This window comes from Xanthobacter variabilis (assembly GCF_043831965.2).
Taxonomy (GTDB): domain Bacteria; phylum Pseudomonadota; class Alphaproteobacteria; order Rhizobiales; family Xanthobacteraceae; genus Xanthobacter.
Window position 1 is genome coordinate 519337 of sequence record NZ_CM195533.1, and the last position, 22466, is coordinate 541802.

Below are 22466 nucleotides of genomic sequence, written 5' to 3' on the forward strand. Positions count from 1 at the left end.
TCCGGAACGGATGCGAGCTTGGCGGGGCGCCGTGGTCTATTGTACGCTGAAGTACTCCGCTCACAGCGGTTGCCAGATGTCGGAGCCTCCGTTAAAGCCCGTAGAGGCTATGCGCCGAAGGGAGAAGAACATGGCGGATCATGCGACGTTTGAGTACGCCACCGCCGACGGCAACGATTATGCCGAGCACCTGCGCACATACGCCTTATTCACGGCGCTGACGAAATGGGGAACCGTCGCGGTCGCCGCCGTGCTCGTCCTTATGTGGATCTTCCTCCTCTGAGCCTTTGAAAGCCCGGAGCACTGGAGACATCTCAGATGAAAATCGCTGTCGTCGCCGAGGTTAACCTCGGCGAGCCGAGGGTCGGTGCGACCCCGGATACGGTGAAGCGTCTCGTGGCCCTCGGCGGCACTGTCGTCGTCGAGAGCGGCGCAGGCATCAAATCCGGCATCATGGATGCCGAATATGTCGCGGCTGGCGCCACTATCGCCGCCTCGGCGGCCGACGCCCTGTCCGGTGCGCAAGTGGTACTCAAAGTGCGGCGCCCTGAGGAAGCCGAACTTTCGTTGTATACACCGGGAGTCATCGTCCTCGCCATCATGGATCCCCATGGCCACGAGGCCGCGCTTGAAGCCATGGCCAAGGCCGGCGTCAGCGCCTTCGCCATGGAGCTGATGCCCCGCATCACGCGTGCCCAGGTGATGGACGTTCTCTCCTCCCAGGCCAATCTCGCCGGCTATCGCGCCATCATCGACGCGTCCTACGAGTTCAACCGCGCCCTGCCGCAGATGATGACCGCCGCCGGCACCGTGCCCGCGGGCCGCGTCTTCATCATGGGCGCGGGCGTGGCGGGCCTGCAGGCCATCGCCACCGCGCGGCGCCTCGGCGCCATCGTGACCGCCACCGACGTGCGCCCCGCCTCCAAGGACCAAGTGGCCTCGCTGGGCGCGAAGTTCATCGCGGTGGAGGACGAGGAGTTCAAGCAGGCGGAAAGCGCCACCGGCTACGCCAAGCCCATGTCGGCCGAATATCAGGCCAAGCAGGCGGCGCTCGTGGCCGAGCACATCAAGAAGCAGGACATCGTCGTCACCACCGCCCTCATCCCCGGCCGGCCCGCGCCGCGCCTGGTGAGCGCCGAGATGGTGGCCTCCATGCGGCCCGGCTCGGTCATCGTCGACCTGGCAGTGGAGCGTGGCGGCAATGTTGAAGGCTCGGTGGCCGGCGAGGTCGTCGAGATCGGTGGCGTGAAGATCATCGGTCACCACAACATGCCGGGGCGGCTCGCCGCGTCCGCGTCTCCGCTTTACGCGAAGAACCTCTACAACTTCTTTGAGACCATGGTCGACAAGTCGGCGAAGACCTTGGCCGTCAAGTGGGACGATGAGCTGGTGAAGGCCACCCTGCTCACCCGCGACGGCGCCGTCGTGCATCCGAACTTCGCCAAGAAGACCGAGGGAGCTGCGTGATGAACCCCGTGACCGCACAAGCCGCGGCCGACGCCGCAGCCCAGGCGCGCGCTGCCGCCGAGATCGCCCGCCAGGCCGCCGAAGCAGCCCAGATCTATGCCGATCAGGCCGCGACCGCCCTCGGCGGGGCGGTGCATGCCGCCACCGGCGGCGCCATCGACCCGTTCGTGTTCCGCCTCTCCATCTTCGTGCTGGCGGTGTTCGTGGGCTATTACGTGGTGTGGTCGGTGACCCCGGCTCTCCACACCCCGCTCATGAGCGTCACCAACGCCATCTCGTCCGTCATCGTGGTGGGCGCGCTGCTCGCGGTGGGCGTGACCACCGTGGGCGATGCCTCGCACGCCTGGTGGGCGCGCATCTTCGGCTTCATCGCCCTTATTCTGGCAGCGGTGAACATTTTCGGCGGGTTCATGGTGACCAGCCGAATGCTCGCCATGTACTCGAAGAAGAAGTGAGGCCGCACCCATGAGCGTCAATCTCGCGGCCCTGCTCTATCTCGTTGCGGGCGTCCTGTTCATCCTCGCCTTGCGCGGCCTTTCCCATCCCACCACGTCGCGACGGGGCAACCTGTTCGGCATGGCGGGCATGACCATCGCCGTGCTCACCACCCTGGCCCTGCAGCCTCCGTCCGATGCTGTGGGCTGGGTGCTGGTGATCGCCGGCCTTGCCATCGGCGGCGGCGTCGGCGCCGTGGTGGCCAAGCGCATCGCCATGACGGCCATGCCGCAGCTGGTCGCCGCCTTCCACTCCCTGGTGGGCCTCGCGGCGGTGCTGGTGGCGGCGGCGGCCCTTTATGCCCCGCGCGCCTTCGGCATCGGCGATCCCGGCCACCTGCACGGGGCGAGCCTTGTTGAAATGTCGCTGGGCGTGGCCATCGGCGCCATCACCTTCACCGGCTCGCTGATCGCCTTCGCCAAGCTCAACGGCAATATGAGCGGCAAGCCGATCATGCTGCCGGCCCGCCATTTCATCAATGGCGGCCTGGCCCTGCTGCTGATCATCCTCATCATCGCCTTCGTGAATACCGGCTCGATCGCGCTGTTCTGGATCATCACCGTGCTGTCGCTGGTGCTCGGCGGGCTGCTCATCATCCCCATCGGCGGCGCTGACATGCCCGTCGTGGTGTCGATGCTGAACTCCTATTCGGGCTGGGCGGCGGCCGGCATCGGCTTCACCCTCGGCAACACCGCGCTCATCATCACGGGCGCGCTGGTGGGCTCCTCGGGCGCCATCCTGTCCTACATCATGTGCAAGGGCATGAACCGGTCCTTCATCTCCGTCATCCTGGGCGGTTTCGGTGGCGATGCCGCCGCCGCCGGCCCGGGAGGCAAGGGCGAGGACCGGCCGGTGAAGCAGGGCTCGGCGGACGACGCCGCCTACATCATGCGCAATGCCGAGAAGGTCATCATCGTGCCCGGCTACGGCATGGCGGTGGCCCAGGCCCAGCATGCCTTGCGCGAAATGGCCGACTTCCTGAAGGAAGAGGGCGTCGAGGTGAAGTACGCCATCCACCCGGTGGCCGGCCGCATGCCCGGGCACATGAACGTGCTGCTGGCGGAAGCCCAGGTGCCCTATGACGAGGTGTTCGAGCTGGAGGACATCAACTCCGAGTTCGCCCAGGCGGACGTCGCCTTCGTCATCGGCGCCAATGACGTGACCAACCCGGCCGCCAAGACCGACCCGCAGTCGCCCATCTTCGGCATGCCGGTGCTGGACGTGGAAAAGGCGAAAACCGTGCTCTTCATCAAGCGCGGCATGTCGGCCGGCTACGCCGGCGTGGAGAACGAGCTGTTCTTCCGCGACAACACCATGATGCTCTTCGGCGACGCCAAGAAGGTGACCGAAGATGTGGTGAAGGCGTTCGGCCACTGAGCCCGCGCCACCGGCCACGAAGCCGGTGGACCACGCAAGAAACCGACGGCCGCCGGCATCCACCGGCGGCCGTTGCGCGTTAAGAACAACCCCATGTCGCGGAAGACAGATCGCTTTTCGCGATTCAATGGCGGGCGAAAAGTCTCTACACTCGTCCTTGGAGCGGGATGATGGGCGCCGGCCAGGGCCGGGGCCCGCCGGACCAAGGCGGCCACGGGTCCGCCGAGGCAAGGGGGCACGAGGTGAGGGGTCCAGCGTATCGCGGCGTCGCCACGCCGGCAGGAACGGCGCGCAGCAGCCAAGCGCACCGCGCCGCGCGCACACGCCACGGAACCCACCTCGGCGCGCCCGCTTTCGCGCGACTGATCGGTGGCCGGCACGACGCGGCGAATGGCTGCGCGCGGACGAGACGCCCGCGCGAAACATGTGCGCCAGGACAGCTTCAGCCATTCATAACAGCGTCAAGGCAATCGATCCTCGCGTTTCCCCGGCGTTCCTTCAGGCGCACCGAGGCCCATGTCGCGCCGATGGGCTCTCACTCTCAGCCCGCGCGCGCTGCCGGAACCTGTCCACGCGCTCCGGGCCTCCGCACGGGTCGGCGACACAGCTGGATCCCCAGCGGAAGCGCTGAGCCCTACTCTCACGCCCTCAGCCGCGCAGGCCAGGCCGGCGAGCGGGGTGCGTCGTGGTGCGACGAAGATGGCCCGAAGCAGACCGCGCGCGCCCGTCTCCCGAAGGCTCTCCGCAGGCCAGGCACTTGGCCATTCAACGTTTTCCAAGTTGCTGCGACCCACGGCGCAGCCTTGCCGGAAAGCTTCGACCGCCACATCCGATCGCCCAAGGCGTCGCCAACCGGCGCATGCCGTTTCCCGGTGTCCAACGGGCTCTCCCCGCGCGCGGCGCGTAGCGTCGGCCTCCCCCTCGTCAACGCACCACGGGATGGTGCACGTGACCGCCGCCCCTCCGGCGGGCGCCGGGCGGATGCGCGGCCTTGCCCCCCCTCCCCGACCCTGTGCTCCAGAGGCCGCACCCGTTTGCGCGCCCGGCGCGCAGAACAGCGTCTTCCAGTCCCCCACCAGTCCGCTGAACGCCCGCGCCGGCAGGCTCCGAGCCCCATGCGAGGCCGGTCGTGACTGTGCCCCGCGCCGCCGTCCGCCTTCAGTTCGAACCGGCATTTCCCCTCGACGCGGCCGTGGGGCTGGTGGACTATTTCGCCGATCTCGGCGCCAGCCACATCACGGCGAACGCCTTGCTCGCCGGTCGCGCTGATCTCCCCGGCGGGGTAGTGGACCACGATACCGTCGAGCCTCGCATCGGCGGCGAGGAGGGGCTGCGCCAACTGGTGGCCGCGCTGCGCCGCCGGCAGATGGGGCTCATCGTCGACATCACCCCCGCCGCCATGGCGGTCGGTGGCGCCGACAACGAGGCCTGGAACGACCTGCTGGAGTGGGGCCGCGACAGCGCCCATGCGCACTGGTTCGACGTGGACTGGCGCGGCGCTGATCCGGTCCTGCGCAACAAGCTGCTGGCGCCGTTTTTGGACCAGCCCTATGGGGTGGCCCTGGATGCCGGCAGCCTTCAGCTCGCGTTCGACAGCGCGCAGGGGCGCTTCCTGGTGCGCCACCATGCGCACGCCTTCCCCATCTGCCCGCTCCACTACGCGGAAATCCTGGAGGCGGCCGAGCTGACCGGCTCCGACGAGCTGGCCGCGCCCTTTACCCGGCTGCCCCGCCTGCGGCCCGACCCTCAGGAAGCGGAAGCCGCCCGCCGGACCTTGATGGCGCGCGCCGCCACGCCCGAGGGGCGCACGCTCATCGCCGCCGCCTGCGGCGCCTTCGACAGCCGCACCGAACCCGGCCGCGAGCGCCTGCACCGGCTGCTGGAGCGCCAATCCTTCCGGCTCGCATGGTGGGGTACCGCGGCCGACGAGCTGAACTGGACCCGGCTGCCCGACACCACCGCCCTCGCGGCCATCCGCACGGAGCGGCCGGACGTCTTCGATGCCACCCATGGAACCCTGGTCCGGCTCTATGCGGAGGGGCTGGTTGACGGCTTCGTCATCCGCCAATGGGACCTGCTGGGCGACCCCGCCGCCTACACCCGCCGCCTGCGCCTGAAGCTGGAGAGCGCGGCCGCCTCCCGCCCCGCGGGCCTCCCCGCACTCTATCTCGCGGCTGGTACGGTCGGAGCCGGGGACATTCCCCCCGGTGGCGGCATCGTGGCCGGCACCGCCGGCGCCGAGGCGCAAGAGGATATCTCCGCCGTGCTCCACGACCCGGCCGGCGGCACGCCGCTGGGCGATCTGTGGGTTTCCGCCACCGGCGAGCGCCAGCGCTTCGACGACCAGCGGGCCCTGGCACGCCGCCAGGCCCTCGCCATGAGCTTCGGCGCCCAGCTCGAGCGCGTGGTGGACGCTGTGGTGGAGGTGGCGCGTTCCGATCTCAAGACGCGGGACACGCCCCGCGCCAGCATTGCGCGCTGCGTGCGCGAGCTCGCCGTGGCCCTGCCCATCCGCCGCACCTATGCCGACGTGGATGGCTTCGACGCCGCCGACGCCGCCCTGTTCGCGGCCGCGCTGAAGCGGGCTCGCCGCCGCCTCTCGCCCCTCGACCTCCCGGTGGCGGAGCAGATGGCCGCGTGGCTCGGCGGCGAAGCCCCGCGCCAGCTCGGCGATTTCGAGAAGGCCGGCGCGCGCGAGGAGGCCATTGCCGCCTTCCAGCAGCTGACCGCCGCCCTTGGCCGGGAAGCCCTGGACGAGATGCTGGCCGCACGCTTCGGCCGCCTTGTCTCGCGTAATGAGCCGGGGTCCGATCCGGCATGGATGGGCCTTGCACCCGACGCTTTTCATGATCGCATGGCGGCCCGCGCCAGTCGCAGCCCCCACGCTTTGAGCGCGACCGGCGGCCCGGACCAGCAGCGTGGCGAGGATGCCCGCATGCGGCTGGCCGTGCTCAGCGGCGCGCCGCGCGAATGGGAGGCCCTGCTGTGGCCGCTCTTGGAGATCACGGCCCCCTTCCGCTCCCGGCTGGTGGACGGTGTCGCGCCGGAGCCGCGCGATGTGGTGATCCTCGTACAAACCCTCATTGGCGCCTGGCCCCACGGCCTGCGCCCCGACGACGCGCTGGGCCTCGGCGGCCTGCATGACCGAGTGAAGGCATGGTGGATGGAGAACCTCCGCCGGGCCCGCATGCGCACCCGCCCGCATTTTCCCGACACGGCCTATGAACAGGGCTGCGCGCACTTCCTCGCCACCCTCATGGAGGGGGAGGCCGGCGCGCCGGCCCGCCGGCTCATTGCCGCCTTCGTGCCCCAGCTCGCCCGCGCCAGCGCCGTCAACGCCCTGTCGCAGGTGGTGCTGAAATGCACGGTTCCGGGCATTCCGGAACTGTTCCAGGGCACCGAATTCTGGGACTTCGGCCTCTGCGCGGGCGACGGCGCTCCGGCAGTGGACCATCTGGCACGCGCCGACGCCCTTGCCACCGGCGGCACGCCCGACTTTCTGCTGGAGAGCTTTGCCGATGGCCGGGTGAAGCAGGCCACCATCGCGCGCCTTCTTCACCTGCGGGCGACAGAGGCCGCCCTCTACCGCGACGGCGAATATCTGCCCCTCCCCGTCCAGGGCCCACGCGCCGCCCACGCATTGGCCTTCGCGCGCCGCCATCGGGACGCCATGGGCGTGACGGTGGTGACGCGCTTGGCCTATGGGCTGCTCGGCCTGGAAACGGCCCTGCCCAAGGTGGCGCCGGGCCTGTGGCAGACCACCCGTGTCACCTCCCCCGAGCTGAGCGATGGGACCTATCACGACGCCCTCACCGGACGCGTGGTGGAAGTCCGCCTCGGCCGCTTCGATCTTTCCGATGCGCTGGACAGCTTTCCGGCCGCGGTGCTCCTGAAGATGTGAGGCCCGCGGCGGAACGGGGGCGGGCTGACGACGTTGATGGGCCAACACCCACAGGTGGGGGCCAGGGAGACGTCCATGAGCAAAGGCCACGCCCACAAGAAGACAGCCCAACCGCACACGCCCGAAGCCTGCCGCACACCGGAATCCGTGGCTCGGCAGCTCGACGACGAGCTGGAGCAGAGCTTCCCCGCCAGCGATCCGCCCTCCATGGTGCGCGATACGCCCACGCCCATTTGCGGGGAGGAGGCGAAGCCCCAGCACCCGCGCGGCCGCCACGAGAAGAAGCACGGGCACGGCTAGAGCGTTGCCGAACGACGTCGCAGGCCGCGCGCGGGAGAGCGATCAGGTCCGCGGCCGCTGGGCGCGCGGGCGGCCGGGCCCGTCACCGGGGGCCGGGATGAACTCGTCATGATCGGCGGGGATAAGGTCGAAGCGTCCCTGGCGCCAGGCGTCCCGCGCCTCGTCGATGCGCTCCAGGCGGGAGGAGACGAAGTTCCACCAGATGTAGCGCGGCCCCTCCAGCGCGGTGCCGCCCAGCAGCAGCACCCGCGCCGCCGTGTGCGCCCGCGCCCGGGTGGCGACGCCATTACGGATCACCAGCATTTGCCCGGCAGGGAAACGCGTGCCATCCACCTCGACCTCGCCGTCCAGGATGAAAAGCGCCCGTTCTTCATGCTCGGCATCGATCGGCAGCGCCGCCCCGGGCGCAAGGCGCGCGTCCACATAGACCGCTGGCGCGGCGAGCGGCACAGGCGAGGCTGCGCCGAACGCCGCCCCCAGGATCACCCGCGCCGACACTCCCCCATCCTCCACCAGAGGCAGGGCATCGGCGCCGGCATGAACGAATTCCGGAGCCCCCTCCTCCCGCGACTGGGGCAGGGCCAGCCAGATCTGCACGCCGGAGAGGCTGCCGCCATGGGCCTTCACGGCCGCGTCGTGCCGCTCCGAATGGACGATGCCGCGCCCGGCCGTCATGAGATTCACGGCGCCGGGGGTAATCACCTGCTCGCTGCCCAAGCTGTCGCGATGAATCATCTGCCCGTCGAGAAGATATGTGACGGTGGCGAGCCCGATGTGCGGATGTGGCCGCACGTCCTCCGCCTGATGCGGGCCAAAACGCACGGGCCCCATACGATCGAAGAAGATGAAGGGGCCAATCATCTGCCCCCGGGTGGAGGGCAGCACCCGCCCCACCTCCATGCCGCCAATGTCGCGGCTGCGCGGCAGCAGAACGGTTTCCACAGCCGCGCAGCCGGCGGCGTCCCCGAGCTCGGGATCTGGGCAGGGAACGAAGCTCATGGAACGAAACTCATGGAACGAAACTCATGGCAGCAGCCTCCAGCGCGGCGAGCTTTTCCGCCACCAGCGGCAAAGGGGTGCCGGTACGGAGCAAAGGAGCGAGGACATCATAGCCCCGATCCGAATATGCTCCATCGCAAATGCCGTCCTGGGCCGCACAGGCTGAGAACCGCCCGGCACGCCGAGGGGCGATCTTTCCCCCGCGCTGAGGAAGCTCCAACGCAACTGCGAGGCGCCGCGGCGATCGGGTGCATCCGGACTTCCCCGCCCCGCTCCGACGCGGCGGCCACCTCGCCAACACGCGGCGCAATGCGAATTTCCCCTCAGGGGCGTTTCAGAGCGGAGTGGATCCGCCTCGTGTGAGGGAAATGCCCGAAGGCCCCGCGCATATTCCATGCGCAAACGGGTATCCACTTCACGGCAAAGGGCCTTAGTAAGACGCCGCTCGCGAAGCCGGCCCTGGCGCGCCGAAACCGCTCGCCGCTCCGGCCCGCGTTTGACCCTCCAATGCCGGGCCTTTCCATGACCACCGACATCGCCACCAGAACCTATATCGAAGCGCGCCTCGCCAATGAGGGGCCGAGCATGACGCTCGCCTATTTCTTCTGGCTGTTCCTGGGGCTGTTCTCGGCCCACCGCTTCTACCTGGGCAAGACCGGGACCGCGATCCTGCAGATCATTTCCTATTTCTTCGTGGTGGGCATCATCTGGTTCGTCATTGATGCCTTCCTGCTGCCCGATCTCGTTCGGGCCCGGCAGGAGGAGATCCGCCGCCGCATCGCCAGCGGCATTGTGTCCTGAAAAAGCGGCCCGCTGAGGCAGCCGCCAAACAAAAAGGGGTCCGGCGATGCGCCGAACCCCTCTTCTCATGCAATTCCGGCGAACGGGCGCCGATCAGGCCATCTCGCCCACGGCCTTGCGCTCGTTGCGCTTGCGCTCGTTGGGATCAAGGAAGCGCTTGCGCAGGCGGATGGACTTGGGCGTCACTTCCACCAGCTCGTCGTCCTGGATCCAGGCCAGAGCGCGCTCAAGGGTCATGCGGATCGGCGGGGTCAGGCGCACCGCCTCGTCCTTGGAGGTGGTGCGGATATTGGTGAGCTTCTTGCCCTTCAGCACGTTCACTTCCAGGTCATTGTCCCGGTTGTGGATGCCCACCAGCATGCCCTGATACACCTTCCAGCCCGGCTCGATGATCATCGGGCCGCGATCTTCCAGGTTCCACAGGGCATAGGCCACCGCCTCACCCTGCTCGTTGGAGATCAGAACGCCATTGGTGCGCCCGGCGATCTCGCCCTTATAGGGGGCGTAATCGTGGAACAGGCGGTTCATGATGGCGGTGCCGCGCGTGTCGGTGAGCAGCTCCGACTGGTAGCCGATGAGCCCACGGGTGGGAGCGTAGAAGACGAGCCGCTGGCGGTTGCCGCCGGAGGGGCGCATCTCGACCATCTCGGCCTTGCGCTCGCTCATCTTCTGCACGACCGTGCCGGAATACTCCTCGTCCACGTCGATGAGGACTTCCTCGATGGGCTCCATCACGGTGCCCGCCTCATCCTTCTGGAACACCACGCGCGGACGCGACACGGCCAGCTCGAAGCCCTCGCGGCGCATGGTTTCGATCAGCACCGCGAGCTGCAGCTCGCCGCGGCCGGACACGAAGAAGGAGTCCTTCTCGGTGGATTCCTCGATCTTGAGGGCCACATTGCCTTCCGCCTCGCGGAACAGGCGGTCACGGATCACGCGGCTCGTCACCTTGTCGCCCTCGGTGCCGGCCAGCGGCGAATCGTTGACGATGAAGGTCATGGTGACGGTGGGCGGGTCGATGGGCTGAGCGGCCATCGCCTCGGTCACTTCAGGTGCGCAGAAGGTGTCGGCCACCGTGCCCTTGGACAGGCCGGCGATGGCGACGATGTCACCCGCCACGCCTTCCTCGATGGGCTGACGCTCCAGGCCGCGGAAGGCCAGGATCTTGGACACGCGGCCCTGCTCCACCAGGGAGCCGTCCTGCGCCAGAACCTTGATGGCCTGATTGGGCTTCAGGGTGCCGGAGGTGATGCGCCCGGTGATCATGCGGCCGAGGAAGGGGTTGGCTTCCAGGAGCGTGCCGATCATGCGGAATGGGCCTTCATGCACGGTCGGCGCCGGCACGTGCTTCAGCACCAGGTCGAACAAGGGCGCCATGCCCTGGTCCATGGGGCCTTCCGGGCTATCGGCCATCCAGCCGCTGCGCCCGGAACCGTAGAGAATCGGGAAGTCGAGCTGCTCGTCGGTGGCGTCGAGCGCCGCGAACAGGTCGAACACCTCGTTGATGACCTCGGTCGGGCGCGCGTCGGAGCGGTCCACCTTGTTGATGGCCACGATGGGCTTCAGGCCGATCTTGAGCGCCTTGCCGACCACGAACTTGGTCTGCGGCATGGGGCCTTCGGCGGCATCCACCAGCACGATGGCGCCGTCCACCATATTCAGGATGCGCTCCACCTCGCCGCCGAAATCGGCGTGCCCGGGGGTGTCGACGATGTTGATGCGCGTGTCCTTCCACACCACCGAGGTGGCCTTGGCGAGGATGGTGATGCCGCGCTCTTTTTCGAGATCGTTCGAGTCCATCACGCGCTCGGCCACGCGCTGGTTCTCGCGGTAGGAACCCGACTGCTTGAGCAATTCGTCCACCAGGGTGGTCTTGCCGTGGTCGACGTGGGCGATGATGGCGATATTGCGCAGCTTCATGGGCTTCCAGCACCAAAATGCGGGTCCGAATTCCTCGGGCCCGCCGGAGAAGAGGGAAAGTTGCGGTGCAAAATACACACTAAGGGCCGAAGATCAATGCGCGGCTGGCATTCTCCCTGCGCGGGTGGCATCTGAGGCGGGTTGGCGCACCGCTTTTCCGGAGGGTTCATGCAGGTTGAAGAGATCGTGTTCGGCCTTCTGGTCAGCGCCCTCACCATCGCCATCCAGGCCGTCATCACCCTCATGCTCGTTCATGCCCTGCAGAAGCGCGCCCACCGCCGGGTGAAGGAACACTCGGTGCCGACGCTGCTGGTGGTCATGTGCGGCACCGGGGTGGTCCTGACCCTCGGGCACCTGGTGCAGGCTCTGGCGTGGGGCGTGCTCTACGTGATGGTGGGCGCCGCGCCGGCCGATGTCGCCTTCTATCTGGCCATCGAGAACTTCACGACTCTCGGCTATGGCGATGTGCTGCCGGCCCACGAATGGCGGCTGCTCGGCCCGCTCACCTCCTGCAACGGCCTGCTGCTGTTCGGCTGGTCCACGGCGCTGCTCTATACGGTGCTCAATCGCGCGGTGCAGACCCTGCGCCTGTATTGACCTTTTTTTTCCGCCCGCCAGCGCCGCAAAGGTCCCCTTGCGCGGTGTCGCGCGCTCCGATAGAAAATCGAGCGCTCGCTCGACTTTCCTGGCGGGCCTATTGCGCCGCAAGATGTTCCGCATCACTGCAATCATCCCGAGCGGCGCTGTCCGGAGGTGGAATCACCACCCCGGCAAGAGCGGAGAGACGCCATGGATTTCGCCATCTCCCCCGAGCTCGAGGCGCTGAGGGCGCGCATCGCCGCCTTCGTGGCCGAGGAGATCATGCCCCACGAGGCGGACGCCTCCGCCTATGACGCCCACGAGAATATCCGCCCCGATCTTCTCGCCGAGCTGCGCGCCAAGGCCCGCGCCGCCGGCCTGTGGTGCCTGCAACTGAAGCCGGAGAATGGCGGGCTCGGCGTCGGCCGCATGGGCATGGCGGTGTGCTATCCGGAAATGAACCGTTCCATCTTCGGGCCGGTGGTGTTCAATTCCGCCGCGCCCGACGACGGCAACATGATGATGTTCGAGGCGGTGGGCACCGCGGATCAGAAGGCCCGCTGGCTCGCCCCCATCGTCGCGGGCAAGGTGCGCTCCGCCTTCGCCATGACCGAGCCCCATCCCGGCGGCGGCTCCGACCCCGGCATGATGCTCACCCGCGCCGAGGCGCAGCCCAATGGCAGCTATCGCCTCTACGGCCGCAAATGGTTCATCACCGGCGCGGAGGAGGCCGAGCACTTCACCGTGATCGCCCGCACCTCGGATGATCCGCGCACGGGGCTGACCGCCTTCGCGTTCCACCGCAGCGCGCCGGGCTGGCGCATCCTCCGTCGCATTCCCATCATGGGACCAGAGGAACATGGCGGCCATTGCGAGCTGGAGTTCGACGGGCTGGAAATTCCGCCAGAGGACATCCTCATGGGCGTGGGCAAGGGGCTGAAGGTGACGCAGATCCGCCTGGGCCCGGCGCGCCTCACCCATTGCATGCGCTGGCTGGGCCTGTCCGCCCGCTGCGTGGAGATCGCGCGGGAGTATGCTTCTGAGCGCCACGGCTTCGGCATCAGGCTCGCCGACCGGGAGAGCGTGCAGCTCATGCTCGGCCGCCTCGCCATGGAGATCGAGATCGGCCGCCTTCTGGTGATGAAGGCGGCTTGGGAACTGGACCGCGGGGGCCTTGCCCGCAAGGAAGTGTCCATGGCCAAGATCCAGGCCGCCAACACCCTGCACAAGGCCGCGGACACCGCCATCCAGATCAATGGCGCGCGCGGCTATTCCAAGGACACGGTGCTGGAGTGGATCTACCGCTATGCCCGCCAGGCGCGCCTGGTGGACGGCGCCGACGAGGTGCACCAGATGGTGCTGAACCGATTCCTGGACAAGGAACAGGGCGCCTTCTGGCGCTGGCCGGTGGCTGGGGAGAGCGCGAAATGAGCTTCGGCTTCGACGTCGCCGCCCTTGATGCCTATCTGAAGGCCACGATCCCCGGCCTTGCCGGGACGCCGCGCCTTACGCCCATCGCCGGCGGGCAGTCCAACCCCACCTTTTTCGTGGACTACGACAATCGCGCTTTGGTGCTGCGCAAGCAGCCGCCCGGCGAGCTTCTGCCTTCCGCCCACGCCATCGACCGGGAATACCGCATCATCCGCGCTCTGGCGCAGACCGATGTGCCGGTGCCCCCGGCTCTGCTCTATTGCGAGGACCGCGCCGTCATCGGCACGCCCTTTTATGTGATGGAGAAGGTGGACGGCCGGGTGTTCCACGATTGCACCCTGCCGGGCGTGGAGCCGGAGGAGCGGCGCGCCATGTATCGCGCCATGGCGAAGACCCTCGCCGCTTTCCACAATGTGGACGTGGCGGCGGTGGGCCTTTCCGATTTCGGCAAGCCCGGCAACTACTTCTCCCGCCAGATCGGGCGCTGGACCCGGCAATGGGTGCTCTCGCGCACGCGGGACGACGAGAATATCGAGCACCTGACCACCTGGCTGCCGGCGCACATTCCGGCCGATGACACCACGACCCTGGTGCATGGCGACTATCGCATCGGCAATCTCATGTTCCATCCCACCGAGCCCAGGGTGGTGGCGGTGCTGGACTGGGAGCTTTCCACCCTCGGCCATCCTTTGGCGGACCTGGCCCATTGCGCCATGGCCTGGGTGTCGCAGCCCGACGAATATGGCGGCATTGCCGGCCTCGATTTGAAGGCTCTGGGCATCCCCGAGCTCAGCGATTTCGTGGCCGATTATGCGGCGCTGGCCCGCCACGGACAGGCGCTCACCGACTTCCACAAGGCCTTCGCCCTGTTCCGCTGGGCGGTGATCTTCGAGGGCATCGCCGCGCGCGCCAAAGCGGGCAACGCCAATTCCGCCAATGCCGCGGACACCGGCCGCCTCGCCGCAGCCTTCGCCCGCCGCGCTGCCGATCTCACGCGTGGGTGAACGTCCCGCCGCGCGACCATTGCGCGCGAGGGGCAGGAGGGGTAAGGAGAGGGAACCAAACAAGCGTTTGATACAATTTACGTGACGGACCGGCGCAGGTTGCCGGAAACCGTTCCGCAAGCGCATCATCCGGCGCACCAGCGCCCATGAAAGCCGGGAGGAACAGGGCATGCAGCGATTGGCAGTCATCGGCGCCGGCCTGATGGGTGGCGGCATCGCCCTCGACGCGGCGCGCCACGGCATCGACGTGGTGGTGTTCGACCAGCGGCCCGACGGGGTGGCGAAGCTGAAGGAGCGCGCCGCCAAGGTCTATGGCCGCTGGGTGAAGAATGGCCGCATGGTGGAGGCTGACGCCACCGCCGCCCTCGCCCGCCTCTCCCCCGCCCCCGATCTCGCCGCCGTCGGCGCCGCGGATGTGGTGATCGAGGCGGTGTTCGAGGATCTCGCCGTCAAGCGCGAGCTGTTCACCGCCTTGGCGCCCCATCTTTCCCCCTCCGCCATCCTCGCCACCAACACCTCCGCCTTGAAGGTGGGAGATCTGGCGCAGGGCTTCGCCTTCGCGCCGCGCTTCCTGGGCCTGCATTATTTCAGCCCGGCGGAAGTCTCGCCGCTGGTGGAAGTGGTGCGCTCGGAGGCGACCAGCGACGCCACGGTGGACCGGGCCCTCGCCTTCCTCAAGGCCACCCGCCGCACGCCCTTGCCCTGCAAGGACCGGCCGGGCTTCGCCATCAACCGCTTCTTCTGCCCCTATTACAACGAGGCCACGCGCATCGTTGAGGACGGCATTGCCGGTACCGCTGACGTGGACCAGGTGGCCCAGGAGCGCCTCGGCGCCGCCGCCGGCCCGTTCACGGTGATGAACCTGGTGCGCCCGGCGGTTTCCGCCCATGCTATGAGCAACCTTGCCGCCCTCGGCCCGTTCTACACCACCAGCCGCATCTTGAAGGCCCAGGCCGAGAGCGGCGCCGACTGGCCGCTCGACGTCCGCGTGGCGGGTGCCGACCTCGATCTGGTGGAGCGCCGCCTGCTGGGCGCTTTGGTGCTACCCGCCTTGGAGCTGGAAGCCGAAAAGGTGGCCGCGCCCGAGGCCGTGGACCAGGGCGCCGTTCTGGCCCTGAAGTTCAAGGAAGGCCCTTTCGCCCTCATGCGCCGCTATGGGGACGCGAGCGTGGAAGCGGCCGTGCGCGCTCTGTGCGAGCGTGACGGCCACCCCGTGCCCGCCTTCGCCCCGGTTGAGGCGTGAGCGGCGCGACCCGTTCAGCGGCGGCCTGAAGGCCGCGGCCTTTTTTCGGCATGACCTCCGCCGCCCGCCGGCGTGCGGCCCCCAAGGTCCGAGGGTCCCTGGTTCCAGGGTCCCCGGTCCCGAGGCCGCAAGCCCTGTTTTCCTTCCATCCCGCCGGGCGGTGACGCCCGCTCACAGGTTCCGGGAGACACCCGCATGAGCACGACCGAAGTCTTCATCGTTTCCGGTGCCCGCACGCCCATCGGCGATTTCGGCGGCGCGCTGAAGGACATTCCCCCCACCGCGCTCGGCGCCCATGCGGCCAAGGCCGCCATCGCCCGCGCCGGCATCGAGCCGACCGATGTGGGCCACACGGTGGTGGGCAACGTGATCCACACCGAGCCGCGCGACATGTACATTTCGCGCGTGGCGGCCATGGAAGCGGGCGTGCCCAAGGAGGTGCCGGCCCTCACCGTGAACCGCCTGTGCGGCTCGGGCCTCCAGGCCATCGTCAACGCCACCCAGCTCCTGAAGCTGGACGATGCCCGCATCGCGCTCGCTGGCGGCGCCGAGAGCATGAGCCGCGGCGGCTATCTCATGCCCGCCGCCCGTTGGGGCCAGCGCATGGGCTCCGCGAGCGCCGTGGACATGATGGTGGGCGTGCTCACCGATCCGTTCGGCCACGGCCATATGGGCGTGACCGCCGAGAACGTCTCCGAGCGCTACCAGATCACGCGCGAGGACCAGGACGCCATGGCGGTGGAGAGCCATAAGCGCGCCGCCGCCGCCATCGCCGCCGGCTATTTCAAGGACCAGATCGCCCCGGTGGAGATCACCACCCGCAAGGGCACCGTGGTGTTCGACACCGATGAGCATGTGCGCGCCGAGGTGACTCCGGCGGACATGACCAAGCTGCGCCCCGTCTTCAAGAAGGACGGCACGGTGACCGCCGGCAACGCCTCCGGCATCAATGACGGCGCCGGCATGGTCATCCTCGCCACCGGCGAGGCGGTCGTGGAAAAGGGCCTGAAGCCCATGGCGCGGCTGGTTTCCTACGGCCTCGCCGGCGTCGATCCTTCCGAGATGGGCATGGGCCCGGTGCCGGCGGTGAAGACCGCCCTCGCCAAGGCCGGCCTGACCCTGGACGAGATCGACATCATCGAGTCCAACGAAGCCTTCGCCGCCCAGGCCTGCGCGGTCAGCCGCTCGCTCGGCTTCGATCCGGCCAAGGTCAATCCCAATGGCGGCGCCATCGCGCTTGGCCATCCGGTGGGGGCCTCGGGCGCCATCCTGCTCATCAAGGCCATCTATGATCTGCAGCGCACCGGCAAGCGCTACGGCCTCATCACCATGTGCATCGGTGGCGGCCAGGGCATCGCAACGATCGTCGAGCGGGTCTGAACCGCGGGCAAGGTCAGGGGTCCGACGGGGAGACCCTCGGCGGCGGCGTCCCGGGCTCAGGTCCGGGGCGCCGTTTGCGTTTGAGACGGGCCATGCGCGCTTTCGAGCGCGGTGGAGATCGGCCCGCAGGACAAAAAGCGTCAGATCAACGGTTCCGACCGCTCCTCGTCGCCGGCCAAAGGAACGGACCTAGCCGCGCGCCTTCTTCCCGGCTCTGGCCGGCTTCTCAGCCTTGGCGGCCGCCGGTGCCGCGGGCGCGGGGGGCGGCGCCAGGGCGGCCAGCACGAAGTCGCTCACCCGCGCGGCGTAGGTGGCGGCATTGACACCGCGCTTCCTGTATTTGCCCCGCTTCACGTACCAGTCCTGAAGCAGCGGCTTGATGAGGGTGGCGGTGAAAGCCACGTCATCCACCGCGAAGCGGCCCATGCGCGCGCCCTCCTCCAGCACCTCGGCGAACATGCGCTCGGTGGCCAGCTCGCTTTCCACCGCCGCCTTGCGGGCGGGCGGGGGAAAGGCCTTCGCCTCCATATAGGCGAACACGAACCAGGGCTGCATGGCCTCCGATAGGGAAACATGGGTCGCGATGAGCCAGGCCAGATGCTCCGCCGGGTCGGCCCGCACCTTGTCCGGCACCGCCCCGAGCGCCTCGGTCACCGCATCGGCCACCTGCTCCAGGATCATGAGCAGCAGCGTGTCCTTGCCATCGAAATAGGAATAGAGCCCGCCCATGCTGATGCCCGCCACGCGGGAGAGATCACGCAGTGTCGTGGCGTGGAAGCCCTGCCGGTTGGACAAGGTGAGCACCGCCTCCACGATGCGGGCGAGGTTGGTCACCGCCACATGGGGCTTCTGCACCTTGATGGTATCTCGGTGCCGCTCATAGATGCGGCCGCAGAGGGCTTCCAGCGCATAGTCCGCCCCCGGTGCGGGCCGCCGCTCCTTGCTCAACGTCCTGTCTCCCCATGCGCTTTCGACTGCGTCCCGGCTATGTATCACAGGATGCCGCACCCGAAAGTCAAGCGAGCGTTCGTTCGGTCATAAGCGGTTGAGCAAAAAACATCTGCGCGCCGGCCGCGAGGGATCGGGCCAAGGAATGGCGCTGACCGCCGCCGCAGGGCTCAGCTATGACTTGAACGGCGGGGGTGAAACGCGGACGAAACCGCCGGCGGGAGCAGCCAGGCATCCCTCCCATGCCTGTCGATCGGCGCTTGGAGATCCGCGATCCATTCAAGCCCGACACGCAGGGACCTCATGCAGCGCCCCCTCGCCCTCGCCACCGCAGCGTTGCTGCTCTTCCCCACCGCCCGGGCCGCCCACGCCGCGGGACCGGATATCTGCGTGCCCTATGCCAATGCCATGACCGCGATGACGGTCCGCGGGCAGAAGGCCAAATGCAACACCTTCGCGAGCACCCCGCTGGATTGGGACAATCATTTCAACTGGTGCTCCAGCCAGGGCCCCGCCAAGATCAAAGAGGCAGAGGACCTCTGGTCCGCCAAGCTCGATGGTTGCCTGCTGTCCTCCGCCCAGCCCACGCCCCAGCCGGCTCCCGCCACCCCGCGCGGCAAGCCCATCGTCAATGCCCTGTCGGGCAAGTGCATGGTCGCCGCCGATGGTGTCGGCGGGCGCAATGGCGTGGGGCTGGTGATCTGGAACTGCAACGACTCCCGGATGAATGCCGCCAATCGCTGGGAGCTGACCAATGGCGGCTTCATCCGCAACGTCGCCACGGGCAAATGCGTCGACGTATCCGGCGCGCCGGGGACCGCCGATGGCAGCGCGCTGCTGGTCTGGGACTGCGAGAGCTCCGGCCGCAATCCCAATGGCAGCGTGACCGATCAGCGCTGGGAGCTGCGCGGCGGGTTCATCGTAAACGAGCTCTCCCGCAAATGCGTGGACGTATCCGGCGCGCCCGGCACCGCCGATGGCGCCAAGCTGCTGCTTTGGACCTGCGAGAGCTCCGGCCGTAACCCCAACGGCAGCGCCACCGACCAGAACTGGCGCTTCTGAAGCCGTTCCCCGCGGCAAGACCTCTCGTCGCGGGGAACCAGACGGCGTGATGGCGCGCCGGAAGAAAACCCAGGGCGCCGGCTTAATGGCCGGCCGGATGGGGCCGCTCCAGAACCTTGAGATATTCGATGATGGCATAGCGCTCCGAGGGCGAGAGCCGCGCCACGGACGGGTCCGGGAAGACATGGCCGGCATTGGAATTGCCCTGCACGCTCGTGTCGAACAGGAACAGGCCGGCGCGCTCCTTTTCCGGGATCTTGTCCGGTTCGGAGACATAGCCGAGCTTTTTCGCGTCATAGCGCACATGGCCCACATAGAAGCGCTTCGGCCGCTCTTCCGGCGGCGACAGCAGGTCGTAGACCGTCGGCACCGAGCCATTGTGCAAGAACGGTCCCGTGGCCCACACGCCGGCCAGCGGCCCTGCCTTATAGGCCAGCGGCCCCACCCAGCCCGCCTGCGGTGCCGTGCTGCCGGGCGCGAAGCGCCAGCCGTAATAAGCAAGCCGCGCATCCCCGGAAATGGCGAGATTGCGCAGGTCGTTCTCGGCGATGTTGCCCACCATGGCCACCAGGACCTGACGGGCCGGCACCTCGCGCGCACCACCGAACACGGGCGCCAGACTGCCCGTCTGCGCGGTCCGCGTCGCGAAATTCATCAGCATTTTCGGGTCGGTCTTGACGGTGGCGAGGTCCACCATCTTCACCGCCAGCCACTGCCGCCCGCCAATGGTGTCAGCGGCGGGGGTGAGCGGATAGTCGGGCCCGCCGTGGCAGCTCGCGCAATATTGCGCATAGAGCTTGGCGCCGCGCCTGGCGCGCATCTGGCTGACCTTGCCCAGCTCCTTCGGCCAAAGCGGGGGCTGCAGCGCGGCGGTCCAGGTCTCCAGCGCCTTCAGGCTCTCGATGAGCGCGCTGGAGGAGAAGCTGCCGGGCGTCCCATTGCCGATGGAGGGATGACCGAACACCCCCAGCACCTCGCCCAGATTCCGCCCCAGCGGATTACCGGCGACGCCGTTCCACTGGGCGTAGCGCTGGGCCGGCGTGGTCCACAGGAAGGGATAGCTCACCGGGGCATCGGGAACGCGGAAGTTCTCCGGCTGGCCCAGGGCCTCCGCGGCGACCGCGTTGAGAATGTGGCCGAAGGCATCGAGCCGGCCGCGCCCATAAGGCTCCGGCGTCCAGCCGGCGGCCTCGATGCGTCGGATTTCCGCCGCCGTCGCCTCCAGAGCCGGGCGCACCGCCCGGGGATCCGCCGTCAGCCGCGCGGCGAAGCGCTGGAACTTGGCAGGGTCGGCCAGGGTCGCGTCCAGCGCCTTGGACAGGCGCGCCATGAGCATCTGGAAATCGCCCAGGGATGCGCCGCCATCGATGCGAATGCGGGTCTGTCCCACCTGGATGTCGTTGGTGTGGCACGCGGCGCAGGTGAGCCCCACCGCCGGACCAAACGCGCCGCCGGGGCGCGGGTCCTTGACGAAGCCGATGGGCAGGCCATCCGGATTGAGCTCTGAGCGCCCTTCCGCCGGCAGGAATCCGGTCTCGGCGATATAAGAGGGATCGAGGAAGAGACCGGCAGCCGTGGGCTGCTCCAGCGCCGTGAGGAAGGCATAGGGCAGAAGCTGGCTGCCCTGCGGCGTATAGTAGAATTCCTCGCGGCGCTCGGCCGACCAGCCTTGCTCCAGGTGCACCACCTTCGCCGCGGTCTTGCCGCCCGCCGCCGGCTCCTTGCGCACCACCGCGCCGGTCAGCGCCGCGAGCGCCACCACCGTGGCGAACCCGCCGAGCACCACCCATTTCGTGCGCCTGGGTTGCCTGCGCTCCGCGCTCTCCTGCCCCACCATGTCGTTCTCTCGTGCTGTCGCTGGTGCTGCGCGGCCTCCGCATGGCGCCACAGCAGGGTGGACTCCGGCCGGCCCTTGGCCATGCGGATGGAGATTCGGGTGTGATCGACCCGCAGCCTAATCCAGAACGGTTCCAGCCTGTATGACCGGGACCGCGTCTTTTGGTCCGGCCACCACACGGAGAGGCCCCAAAAGAAAACGGGCGGGATGGCTCGCGCCCCCGCCCGCTTCCAGAACTCAACGCGCCGCAGGGGCGCGCCGATGAAGCCTCACAGACCCACTTCAAACGTGGCGGCGGTCTTGGCCTTCACCTCGTCGAGCGAGACACCCGGCGCCAGCTCCTTCAGCACCAGGGTGCCGCCGCGCTTGGTGAACTCGAACACGGCGAGATCGGTGATGACGAAATCGGTCACATGGGTGCCGGTGAGCGGGAGGGTGCAGCGCTCCACCAGCTTGGGCGCGCCGGACTTCTCCACATGCTCCATGAGCACGATCACTTCCTTGGCGCCGGCCACCAGGTCCATGGCGCCGCCCATGCCCTTCACCATCTTGCCGGGCACCATCCAATTGGCGATGTCGCCGTGCTCGGACACCTGCATGGAGCCGAGAATGGACAGGTCCATGTGGCCGCCGCGGATCATGGCGAACGAATCGGCGCTGGAGAAATAGGCGGTCTCCGGCACCTCGGTCACGGTCTGCTTGCCAGCATTGATGAGGTCGGCATCCTCGTCCCCCTCATAGGGGAAGGGGCCGATGCCAAGCATGCCGTTCTCGCTCTGGAAGGTCACGGTCATGCCCGGAGGCAGAGCGTTGGCCACCAGAGTGGGGATGCCGATGCCGAGGTTCACGTAGAAGCCGTCGCGGATCTGCTGGGCGGCGCGGGCCGCCATCTGGTCACGAGTCCAGGCCATCTCACTTCACCTCTTCGCGCTTGCGGGTGGTCACCTTCTCGATCCGCTTCTCGGCGTCCTTGGCGACGACGATGCGGTCCACATAGATGCCCGGCGTGTGGATGTGATCTCCGTCGAGCTCGCCGACCTCCACCAGCTCCTCGACTTCGGCCACGGTCACCTTGCCGGCGGTGGCCATCATCGGGTTGAAGTTGCGGGCGGTCTTGCGGAAGACGAGGTTGCCGGCCTTGTCGGCCTTCCACGCCTTGACGATGGAGAGATCGGCGTGGAGCGCGGTCTCCAGCACATACATGTGGCCGTTGAACTCGGCGGTGGGCTTGCCCTCGGCGATCACGGTGCCGTAGCCGGTCTTGGTGTAGAAGGCCGGAATGCCGGCGCCGCCGGCGCGAATGCGCTCGGCCAGGGTGCCCTGGGGATTGAATTCCAGCTCGAGCGCGCCCTCGATGTACAGCTTCTCGAACAGCTTGTTCTCGCCCACATAGGACGAGACCATCTTCTTGATCTGGTCGTTGGCGAGCAGGATGCCGAGGCCGAAATCATCCACGCCGCAATTGTTCGAGATCACGGTGAGGTGCTTGGGGCCGAGGTCGCGCAGCGCGGAGATGAGGTTCTCGGGGATGCCGCAGAGCCCGAAGCCGCCGGCCATGATGGTCATGCCGTCGGCGACGATGCCGTCGAGAGCACTTTTCGCGTCGGCGAAAACCTTGTTACGCATCGATGAAGTCCCTCCGTGGAGCCGGTTCCATCCCCCGATCAGTTCGGCGGCCTTGCCGGCGAAGGCAACCGTGACCCGCTTCATCTGTCTCGCGAC

Annotated in this window: 19 protein-coding genes; 13 read left to right on the top strand and 6 right to left on the bottom strand. The window is 68.1% G+C overall.

The genetic code is table 11. The features are described 5' to 3' along the window. Positions 1-130 precede the first annotated feature (130 nt). The 6 genes from V5F26_RS02305 to V5F26_RS02330 all read left to right on the top strand — a co-directional run bounded on the left by V5F26_RS02305 (position 131) and on the right by V5F26_RS02330 (position 7540). A complete protein-coding gene (locus V5F26_RS02305) occupies positions 131-283 on the top strand; it encodes an aa3-type cytochrome c oxidase subunit IV (RefSeq protein WP_234051217.1) in 153 nt (50 codons plus the stop codon). A 35-nt stretch (positions 284-318) separates the two neighbouring features. Continuing rightward, positions 319-1467 carry a Re/Si-specific NAD(P)(+) transhydrogenase subunit alpha gene (locus V5F26_RS02310; protein WP_234051218.1) on the top strand — a complete coding sequence of 383 codons (1149 nt, stop codon included), beginning with the start codon at positions 319-321 and terminating at the stop codon, positions 1465-1467. Next, positions 1467-1922, top strand: a complete 456-nt coding sequence (locus V5F26_RS02315) for a proton-translocating transhydrogenase family protein (protein WP_234051219.1) — start codon at positions 1467-1469, stop codon at positions 1920-1922. The genes V5F26_RS02310 and V5F26_RS02315 overlap by 1 nt, the downstream gene beginning before the upstream one ends. A 10-nt stretch (positions 1923-1932) precedes the next feature. Then, complete coding sequence (locus V5F26_RS02320; protein ID WP_394947622.1) at positions 1933-3339, top strand: NAD(P)(+) transhydrogenase (Re/Si-specific) subunit beta; 1407 nt, start codon at positions 1933-1935, stop codon at positions 3337-3339. A gap of 1129 nt (positions 3340-4468) precedes the next feature. Beyond that, complete coding sequence (gene treY / locus V5F26_RS02325) at positions 4469-7240, top strand: malto-oligosyltrehalose synthase (RefSeq protein WP_394947623.1); 2772 nt, start codon at positions 4469-4471, stop codon at positions 7238-7240. A gap of 75 nt (positions 7241-7315) precedes the next feature. Then, positions 7316-7540, top strand: a complete 225-nt coding sequence (locus tag V5F26_RS02330) for a hypothetical protein (RefSeq protein ID WP_394059165.1) — start codon at positions 7316-7318, stop codon at positions 7538-7540. Between the two features lie 42 nt (positions 7541-7582). On the opposite strand, the gene V5F26_RS02335 is transcribed toward V5F26_RS02330, so the two are convergent. Then, positions 7583-8539: a pirin family protein gene (locus V5F26_RS02335; protein ID WP_394947624.1), complete on the bottom strand. Its 957-nt coding sequence runs from the start codon at positions 8537-8539 to the stop codon at positions 7583-7585. A 522-nt stretch (positions 8540-9061) separates the two neighbouring features. Between V5F26_RS02335 and V5F26_RS02340 the strand changes: the two genes are divergently transcribed. After that, positions 9062-9340 (top strand): TM2 domain-containing protein, encoded by a 279-nt coding sequence (locus tag V5F26_RS02340; RefSeq protein WP_234051224.1) that lies wholly within the window; start codon positions 9062-9064, stop codon positions 9338-9340. 93 nt (positions 9341-9433) lie between these two features. Here V5F26_RS02340 and typA read toward each other — a convergent pair whose 3' ends face one another. Continuing rightward, complete coding sequence (gene typA / locus V5F26_RS02345; RefSeq protein ID WP_234051225.1) at positions 9434-11260, bottom strand: translational GTPase TypA; 1827 nt, start codon at positions 11258-11260, stop codon at positions 9434-9436. A gap of 168 nt (positions 11261-11428) precedes the next feature. Between typA and V5F26_RS02350 the strand changes: the two genes are divergently transcribed. The 5 genes from V5F26_RS02350 (at position 11429) to V5F26_RS02370 (ending at position 16897) form a co-directional block, all read left to right on the top strand. Next, positions 11429-11857, top strand: a complete 429-nt coding sequence (locus tag V5F26_RS02350; protein WP_234051226.1) for an ion channel — start codon at positions 11429-11431, stop codon at positions 11855-11857. Positions 11858-12049: 192 nt separating this feature from the next. Next, positions 12050-13270 carry an acyl-CoA dehydrogenase family protein gene (locus V5F26_RS02355; protein WP_394947625.1) on the top strand — a complete coding sequence of 407 codons (1221 nt, stop codon included), beginning with the start codon at positions 12050-12052 and terminating at the stop codon, positions 13268-13270. Next, positions 13267-14274 carry a phosphotransferase family protein gene (locus V5F26_RS02360; RefSeq protein WP_394947626.1) on the top strand — a complete coding sequence of 336 codons (1008 nt, stop codon included), beginning with the start codon at positions 13267-13269 and terminating at the stop codon, positions 14272-14274. Before V5F26_RS02355 ends, V5F26_RS02360 begins: the two co-directional genes overlap by 4 nt. 169 nt (positions 14275-14443) lie before the next feature. Next, positions 14444-15517: a 3-hydroxyacyl-CoA dehydrogenase gene (locus V5F26_RS02365; protein ID WP_394947627.1), complete on the top strand. Its 1074-nt coding sequence runs from the start codon at positions 14444-14446 to the stop codon at positions 15515-15517. 195 nt (positions 15518-15712) lie between these two features. After that, entirely contained in the window at positions 15713-16897 is a 1185-nt protein-coding gene (locus V5F26_RS02370) for an acetyl-CoA C-acyltransferase family protein (protein WP_234051230.1), read from the top strand. 189 nt (positions 16898-17086) lie between these two features. Here the strand turns inward: V5F26_RS02370 and V5F26_RS02375 are convergent, their stop codons facing one another. Then, on the bottom strand, positions 17087-17845 hold the full coding sequence (locus tag V5F26_RS02375) for a TetR/AcrR family transcriptional regulator (RefSeq protein WP_394947628.1): 759 nt from the start codon (positions 17843-17845) through the stop codon (positions 17087-17089). Between the two features lie 303 nt (positions 17846-18148). Between V5F26_RS02375 and V5F26_RS02380 the strand changes: the two genes are divergently transcribed. Then, on the top strand, positions 18149-18907 hold the full coding sequence (locus V5F26_RS02380; RefSeq protein ID WP_394947629.1) for an RICIN domain-containing protein: 759 nt from the start codon (positions 18149-18151) through the stop codon (positions 18905-18907). A gap of 82 nt (positions 18908-18989) precedes the next feature. Here the strand turns inward: V5F26_RS02380 and V5F26_RS02385 are convergent, their stop codons facing one another. The 3 genes from V5F26_RS02385 to V5F26_RS02395 all read right to left on the bottom strand — a co-directional run bounded on the left by V5F26_RS02385 (position 18990) and on the right by V5F26_RS02395 (position 22370). After that, on the bottom strand, positions 18990-20744 hold the full coding sequence (locus V5F26_RS02385; protein ID WP_394947630.1) for a di-heme-cytochrome C peroxidase: 1755 nt from the start codon (positions 20742-20744) through the stop codon (positions 18990-18992). A 269-nt stretch (positions 20745-21013) separates the two neighbouring features. Next, positions 21014-21655, bottom strand: coding sequence for a CoA transferase subunit B (locus V5F26_RS02390; protein WP_394947631.1), 642 nt, complete (start codon positions 21653-21655; stop codon positions 21014-21016). A 1-nt stretch (position 21656) separates the two neighbouring features. Continuing rightward, positions 21657-22370, bottom strand: a complete 714-nt coding sequence (locus tag V5F26_RS02395; protein WP_234051235.1) for a CoA transferase subunit A — start codon at positions 22368-22370, stop codon at positions 21657-21659. Positions 22371-22466 lie beyond the last annotated feature (96 nt).